This is a genomic window from Mycobacterium sp. DHQP2018-32-09, from assembly GCF_058148405.1.
Genome location: NZ_JBYVYK010000093.1, coordinates 1 through 7167, shown reverse-complemented (window position 1 = coordinate 7167; position 7167 = coordinate 1). Strand labels below are relative to the sequence as shown.

The following is a 7167-nucleotide window of genomic DNA, read 5'->3' as shown; positions in this document are numbered from 1 at the left end:
CAGCGCCGCGGGGACCGCCGCGGCATCGTGCGGCAGCACCAGCTCCGTACCGTCGGCGAACCGGTACGCACACGCCGGATCGACCCGCGACAACGGCAGGTCCGCAGGCCCGCCGGTCGCGGCGAACAGGTCGTCGAGCATGGCGGGCAACGTGACCAGCGACGGCCCGGTGTCGAACGTGAAACCGTCACGCCGCAACACGCCCAACTTGCCCCCGACCGCCTCCGACCCCTCGACCACCACCACCTCGTGCCCCGCCGCGGCCAGCCGCGCCGCGGCGGCCAACCCGCCCAACCCGGCGCCGACCACCACGATCCGGCTCACAACGCGCGCCCCTTCCAGTCCAGCGTCCCGCGCAGGCGCCCCACCCACGACGCGCCAAGCAACCCCAGCAGGGCCAGCACCGACACCGGGTGCGCCGCCGCGTCGACCGCCGTCGACGACCACCCGCCGCGAGCCCCGCGGCACCACCGCCCCGCCGCCATCCGACCCGCCACCCCGCCCAGATACCCGGCGAGCCCCACCCGGGAACCCGCCACGGCTGCCGCCGCCGGCAGCACGTACGTCACGGCCAGCGCCGACCCCACCGCCACCGCCCCCAGCGGCGACCCGAACGCCGCCCACAGCGACTTCCGATACCCCGCGCTGACCTGCGCCGCCGTGTCGTACATCCGGCACGTCGCCAACGCCGAACCGTCCGCGACGCCGGTCCGCCCGCCCGCGGCACGGACCGCCCGCGCCAGCCCGATGTCGTCGAGCACCTCGCCCGCCACCGCCCCCCAGCCGCCCGCGCGCGCCAGCGCCGCCGCGTCGACCAGCAGGAACTGACCGTTGGCGACCGCCAACGACGGGCGCGCCGACCGCTCGGCGATCCGCAGCGGCACCGTCGTGAGCCACGACCACGCCAGCAGCGGCTGCACCAGCCGACCGAGGACGCCGCTGGCGACCTGCCGCGGCCACGGGCTCAGCAGGTCCAGCGGTCCGGGACCCCGCAACAAGGCCACCGCGGCGGCGACGGCGTCCGGCGCCAGCACGACGTCGGCGTCGACGAACACCAGGGTCTCGCCGCGGGCGGCGGCCGCCAGCTGCGCGCACGCGTGCGGCTTGCCGAGCCACCCCGGTGGGGGCGGCGTGCCCGTCAGCACCCGCACCCGGTCGCCGCCGACGGCGCGCACCACCTCGGCGGTGCCGTCGGTGGAACCGTCGTCGAGCACCACGATCTCGGCATCGGACAGACCGCGCTGCGCCAGCAGCGACACCAGGGTCGCGGTGATGCGGTGCGCCTCGTCGCGGGCCGGCACCAGCAGCGACACGGCCCCCACGACCGGGGCCGGATCCGACGGCGGGCGCCGCAGCCGCCGCAGGTTCGTCAGCCCGTGCAACGTGCCGAGGCAGGCGAGTGCGGAACCGGCATTCACGACGGCGCGTAGGGTTCTGGTGGAGCGCGCATCGGGCACCAACGAACTCTACGCAGTCGGGGCCGCGCGCACGGCTCGCGGCCAGCGTCGGAACGCACGCGCTGATGACCGCTCGACGGTGGAGGTAGCGACATAGAGCCCGTTGCGCCGACGCGTGCGACCACCGCCGTCTGGGCGCTGGTGGCCGCGGCCATCGCGGTGCAGATCCTCTACCCGCTGACGCCCGGGACCTGGCGTACCGAGATCACCGTGCTCAGCGTCGTCGTGTTCGCCGTCGCCGCGGTCGCCGACACCGCCCGCGTGCACGGTCCGCGCGGCGCGCTGATCCTGGTGGCCGTGGCCGGCGGCGGCGGGCTGGTCGCCGAGGCCGTGGGCGTCGCCACCGGATGGCCGTTCGGCAGCTACGCCTACACCGGCACGCTCGGCGCCGAGGTGCTCGGCGTCCCGCTGGTGGTACCGCTGGCGTGGGTCATGATGGCGTGGCCGGCGCTGGTGGTGGGCCGCACCCTCGCGCGCCGCGGGCCCGCGGTCGTCGTGGTGGCGGCCTGCGCGCTGACGGCATGGGACGTCTTCCTCGACCCGCAGATGGTGGCCGCCGGGCACTGGACGTGGATCGACCCGCGCCACGGCCTGCCGCTGATCCCCGAGATCCCGCTGTCGAACTACGGCGGCTGGCTGCTGGTGTCGACCCTGATGATGGCGGCCCTGCACGCCGCCCTTTCCCGTACCGACCGCCCATCGGCCCCCGCGGCGACGCTGTACCTCTGGGTCTACTTCTCGTCGGTGCTCGCGCACGCCGTGTTCTTCGGGCTGCCGGGGTCCGCCGTCACCGGCGGCGTGGTGATGGGCCTGGTGGCGGTGCCCTTCGCCGTCGCGATCGTGCGGCTCCCGCGGACGCACCCCACCCTGTTCGAAGGAGAGACGGCATGAGCGACGCCATGACCAGCAGAGCCGCCCCGCTGCGGATGCGGCCCCGCCAACTCGTCGCCCCCGATCCGCTGCTCCCCCGCAACGTACCGCCGGGCACCGAGGCCGTCGTCGTGGGCGGTGGCATCGCGGGCATCTCGGCCGCGGTCGTGCTCACCGAACGCGGCGTTCAGGTGACGGTGCTCGAGGCCGCCGATCACCTCGGCGGACGGCTCGGCGCGTGGCCGGAACGGCTCCCCGACGGCACCGAGCAGATCGTCGAACACGGCTTCCACGCCTTCTTCCGGCACTACTACACGTGGCGCTCCATCCTGCGTCGCGCCGATCCGGCCCTGGCATTCCTGGCACCGGTGCGCAGCTACCCGGTGATCTCCGCGGACTGGCCCGCCGAGGACCTGTCCGGCCTGCCCGCCGCCCCGCCGCTGAACCTGCTGGCGCTGGCGCTGCGGTCGAAGAGCCTGACGGGCCGCGAGATGCTGCGCGCCGACGCCGACACCGGACGCGCACTGCTGGCCTACGACCGCGCCAGCACCTACGCCGACTACGACCACCTGGACGCCGCGACCTTCCTCGACCAGTTCGGCATGAGCGAACGCAGCCGCACCATGCTGTTCGAGGCATTCGCCCGATCGTTCTTCTGCAACCAGGGTGAACTGTCGGCCGCCGAACTGGTCGCGATGTTCCACTACTACTTCCTGGGCAACCCCGAGGGCATCGGCTTCGACGTCCCCGACACCGACCACGCCACCGCGATCTGGAATCCGCTGCGCCGCTACCTCGCCGAGCGCGGTGCCGACGTCCGCACCGGCAGCCCGGTCACCGCCATCGCACCCGACGGACCCCGGTGGCGCGTGCGGACCACCACCGGTGACGTCACCGCCGCACACGTCGTGCTCGCCCTGGATCCCGGTGCGCTGCGCGACCTGCTCGCCGCATCCCCCGCCACCGCGGCCGCCGCGCCGCTGCTGGCCCGCCACGCCGAGACCCTGCGCGTGGCACCGCCGTTCGCGGTCACCCGGTTGTGGCTGGACCGCGACGTCGCCCCCGACCGCGCCCCGTTCAGCGCCGTCAGCGGCCAGCTCACCCTGGACTCCATCGCCGTCTACTCCCGCCTCGAAGAACCCAGCGCACGCTGGGCCCGCGAGACCGGCGGCTCCGTGATCGAGGTGCACTCCTACTCCTGCCGCCTGCCCGACGCGTCCATCGCGGGCGACGCCCTGCGCCACGAACTCGGCGTGCTGTGGCCCGAGACGACCGCGGCCACCGTCGTGCACCGCACCGACCGCATGGAGGCCACCGCGCCCGCCTTCCCGCCGGGATCCGCGGGCAGCCGGCCCGGTGTGCGCACCGACGCGCGCGGCATCCGCCTCGCCGGCGACTACCTCGACCTGCCCTACCTGTCGGGGTTGATGGAGCGTGCCGCGATGTCGGGCACGCTCGCCGCCAACGACGTGTTCGCCGAACTGGGCGTCGCCGCCGAACCGATCACGGGCGTGCCGCAGCGCGGCCTGCTCGCCGGGGTGCCGCGGTTCCCCCGCCGCGCCGCCCACTGACGCAGACCTCGTGGCCCAGCCCCACCTAGGCTGGGACCATGCGTTTCCTCGACGGGCACCTGCCGCCGCACGACCTCACCTACGACGACGTCTTCATCGTTCCCGGACGCTCGCACGTGACCTCCCGCTTCGACGTGGACCTGTCGACGGTCGACGGCACCGGCACCACCATCCCCGTCGTCGTCGCCAACATGACCGCCGTCGCAGGCCGCCGCATGGCCGAGACCGTCGCCCGCCGCGGCGGCATCGTCGTCCTGCCGCAAGACCTGCCGATCAGCGCCGTCCGGGACAGCGTCGACTTCGTCAAGACCCGCGACCTGGTGGTCGACACGCCCGTGCAGCTGTCCCCCGACGACTCCGTGTCCGACGCCCTGGCCCTGCTGCACAAGCGCGCACACGGCGCGGCGGTGGTGGTCGCCGACGAGCGCCCGGTGGGCCTGGTCACCGAGGCCTCGTGCGCCGGTGTCGACCGCTTCGCCAGGGTCCGCGACGTCGCGCTCACCGACTTCGTCACCGCCCCCGTCGGCACCGAGCCGCGCAAGGTGTTCGACCTGCTCGAACACGCCCCCGTCGACGTCGCGGTGCTGACGCGCGCCGACGGCACCCTGGCCGGCGTGCTCACCCGCCTCGGCGCCGTCCGCGCCGGCATCTACACCCCCGCCGTCGACGCGGCGGGCAGGTTGCGCATCGCGGCCGCCGTCGGCATCAACGGCGACGTGGCCGCCAAGGCCACCGCGCTCGTCGAGGCCGGCGCCGACGTGCTGGTGATCGACACCGCGCACGGCCACCAGGAGAAGATGCTCGACGCCATCGCCGCCGTCGCGGCCCTGGACCTCGGCGTGCCGCTGGCGGCCGGCAACGTGGTGTCGGCCGAGGGCACCCGCGACCTGGTGGCCGCCGGCGCCTCGATCGTCAAGGTCGGCGTGGGCCCCGGCGCCATGTGCACCACGCGCATGATGACCGGCGTCGGCCGCCCCCAGTTCTCCGCCGTCATGGAATGCGCGGCCGCCGCGCGCCAGCTGGGCGCGCACGTCTGGGCCGACGGCGGCGTGCGGCACCCCCGCGACGTGGCGCTCGCGCTCGCCGCAGGCGCGTCGAACGTGATGATCGGCTCGTGGTTCGCCGGCACCTACGAGTCCCCGGGTGACCTGCTCACCGACCGCGACGGCCGCATCTACAAGGAGAGCTACGGCATGGCGTCCAAGCGCGCCGTCGCCGCCCGCACCTCCGGTGACGGCGCGTTCGACCGCGCCCGCAAGGGGCTGTTCGAGGAGGGCATCTCGACGTCGCGGATGACGCTGGACCCCGCGCGCGGCGGCGTGGAGGACCTGCTGGACCACATCACCTCGGGCGTGCGCAGCACCTGCACCTACGTCGGCGCCGCCACCCTGCCGGAACTGCACGAGTTGGTTCGGCTCGGCGTGCAGTCCGCCGCCGGATTCGCCGAGGGGCATCCGCTACCGACGGGGTGGTGACCCCGGCGGACGAGGGTAGGCCAGCACGGGGCCGGTGACGCGGATCCCGGTGGCCGCACCCACCTCCGGCAACTGCGCCGCGTCGACGCGGACCGTGACCGTGCAGCCGTCGGCCAGCATCAGCTCCACCGTGGCCGTGGCCCCGAGGAACCGCACGCCGACCACGCCGGCGGGCACGCCGTCGTCGGCCAGGCGCAGCGACTCGGGGCGCACCACCGCGGTCACCGGGCCGTCGCGGACGCCGGTCACCGGATGCGCACCCAGCGCCGACGTCACCACGCCCGCCGCGCACCGCCCCGGAAGCTCGACCGTCGCGCCGACGAACCGCGCGGCCGCCAGCGTCGGCGGCCGGCCGTACACCCGGGCCGGGCTGCCGTGCACCACCACGGTGCCGTCGAGCAGCACCGCGACGGAGTCCGCGAGCGACAGCGCCTCGTCCTGGTCGTGGGTGACCAGCACGGCGGTGGTTCCCGACGCCGCCAGGATGCCCGCGATGTCCTCGCGCACCCGGGCGCGCAATCCGGCGTCCAACGCGGCGAACGGTTCGTCGAGCAACATCACGCGCGGCCGCGCCGCCAACGCCCGCGCCAGCGCCACGCGCTGCTGCTGACCGCCCGACAGCTCGGCGGGCCGGGCGTCGCCGTACCCGGCGAGGCCGACCACGTCGAGCCAGTGCGCCACCTCCGCGGCGGCACTCCGGGGCGCACCCCGGCGCCCGCCCCGACCCACGCCGAACGCCACGTTGCCCGCCGCGCTCAGGTAGGGGAACAGGGCCCCTTCCTGGGGTAGCAGGCCGATGCGCCTGCGGTGCGCCGGAACGTCGGTGACGTCGCGGCCGGCCACGTACACCCGGCCCGCGTCCGGCATCGCGAAGCCGGCGAGCAGGCGCAGCAGCGTCGTCTTGCCGCAGCCCGACGGCCCGAGCACCGCCGTCAGCGATCCCGGCGTCAGCTCCAGGTCCACCCCGGCGAGCACCTCCCGCGTCCCCAACCGCTTGGTGAGCCCGCGCACCCCGACGGCGGCGGCTCCGTCAGCCATGGCGCCGACGCTCCCGGGCGCCCCACACCGCCAGCACGCCCGTCGGCACCGCGGCGAACAGCACCAGCGCCGCCGCGTACGGTGCCGCGGACGCGTAGTCGCTCACCGCGGTGAAGCCCCACAGCCGGGTGGCCAGGGTGTCGGTCCCCGTCGGGTGCAGCAGCAGTGTCACCGGCAGCTCCTTCATGCACGTCACCATGACCAGCGCGGCGGCGGCCAGCAGCGCGGGCGCGACGCCGCGGCCCGTCACCGCGACGAACGCCCGCAGCGGCGTCCGCCCCACCGTGCGGGCCACCTCCTCCAGCCCCACCGGCACCGCCTCGACCGCGCTGCGCACCGAACCCACGGCCAGCGGCACCAGGAGCACGACGTAGGCCAGGATCAGGAGCGGCTCGCGCTGGTAGAGCGGCCGCAACAGCAGCACCCCGACGGCCACCATCGCGATGGCGATGACCACCCCGGGCAGACCGTGCGCCAGGTAGGTGGCGCCCTCGAGCACTCGCGTGGTGCGGGTGCGGTACCGCGCCGCCAGCACGCCGACGGGCACGGCCGCCGCGACGCAGGCCAGCGCACCGCAGGCCGACAGCCACGCCGTCGCACCCAGTGCGGCGAGGAACTGGTCGGCGTTCCAGCGCGGGCCGGCACTGCCCAGCCATCGCGCCAACACCGCCAGCGGCGCCACCAGCGCGGCCAGCAGCACTGCCGCCGGAACCGCCGTCGCCCAGGGCCACCACCGGCCCAGCCGTAGCGGCGGCG

At 75.3% G+C, this 7167-nt stretch carries 7 protein-coding genes; 3 read left to right on the top strand and 4 right to left on the bottom strand.

The features are described from left to right. Positions 1–324 (bottom strand): FAD-dependent oxidoreductase (locus AC30CM_RS26535; protein ID WP_490119901.1); only part of this gene is annotated, 324 nt, incomplete at its 3' end. Next, positions 321–1457, bottom strand: a complete 1137-nt coding sequence (locus AC30CM_RS26530; protein ID WP_490119900.1) for a glycosyltransferase family 2 protein — start codon at positions 1455–1457, stop codon at positions 321–323. The genes AC30CM_RS26530 and AC30CM_RS26535, both read right to left, overlap by 4 nt. 141 nt (positions 1458–1598) lie before the next feature. Between AC30CM_RS26530 and AC30CM_RS26525 the strand changes: the two genes are divergently transcribed. Genes AC30CM_RS26525 through AC30CM_RS26515 form a run of 3 tightly spaced genes read left to right on the top strand, consistent with a single transcriptional unit; the run spans position 1599 to position 5373 of the window. After that, complete coding sequence (locus tag AC30CM_RS26525; RefSeq protein ID WP_490119899.1) at positions 1599–2348, top strand: carotenoid biosynthesis protein; 750 nt, start codon at positions 1599–1601, stop codon at positions 2346–2348. Further along, positions 2345–3898 (top strand): FAD-dependent oxidoreductase, encoded by a 1554-nt coding sequence (locus AC30CM_RS26520; RefSeq protein WP_490119898.1) that lies wholly within the window; start codon positions 2345–2347, stop codon positions 3896–3898. The genes AC30CM_RS26525 and AC30CM_RS26520 overlap by 4 nt, the downstream gene beginning before the upstream one ends. Positions 3899–3936: 38 nt before the next feature. Beyond that, entirely contained in the window at positions 3937–5373 is a 1437-nt protein-coding gene (locus AC30CM_RS26515) for a GuaB1 family IMP dehydrogenase-related protein (RefSeq protein WP_490119897.1), read from the top strand. Here the strand turns inward: AC30CM_RS26515 and AC30CM_RS26510 are convergent. Continuing rightward, the gene (locus tag AC30CM_RS26510) at positions 5356–6411 is read right to left on the bottom strand and encodes an ABC transporter ATP-binding protein (protein WP_490119896.1); all 1056 of its coding nucleotides are present in this window, start codon (positions 6409–6411) and stop codon (positions 5356–5358) included. The genes AC30CM_RS26515 and AC30CM_RS26510 overlap by 18 nt on opposite strands. Then, positions 6404–7167: ABC transporter permease (locus tag AC30CM_RS26505; RefSeq protein WP_490119895.1), on the bottom strand; the 764-nt coding region annotated here is incomplete at its 5' end. The genes AC30CM_RS26510 and AC30CM_RS26505, both read right to left, overlap by 8 nt.

Excerpts from the sequence above, each read along its gene's own strand:
- AC30CM_RS26520 (WP_490119898.1), top strand. The coding sequence starts at position 2,345 with ATGAGCGACGCCATGACCAGCAGAGCCGCCCCGCTGCGGATGCGGCCC.
- AC30CM_RS26515 (WP_490119897.1), top strand. The coding sequence starts at position 3,937 with ATGCGTTTCCTCGACGGGCACCTGCCGCCGCACGACCTCACCTACGAC.
- AC30CM_RS26510 (WP_490119896.1), bottom strand. The coding sequence starts at position 6,411 with ATGGCTGACGGAGCCGCCGCCGTCGGGGTGCGCGGGCTCACCAAGCGG.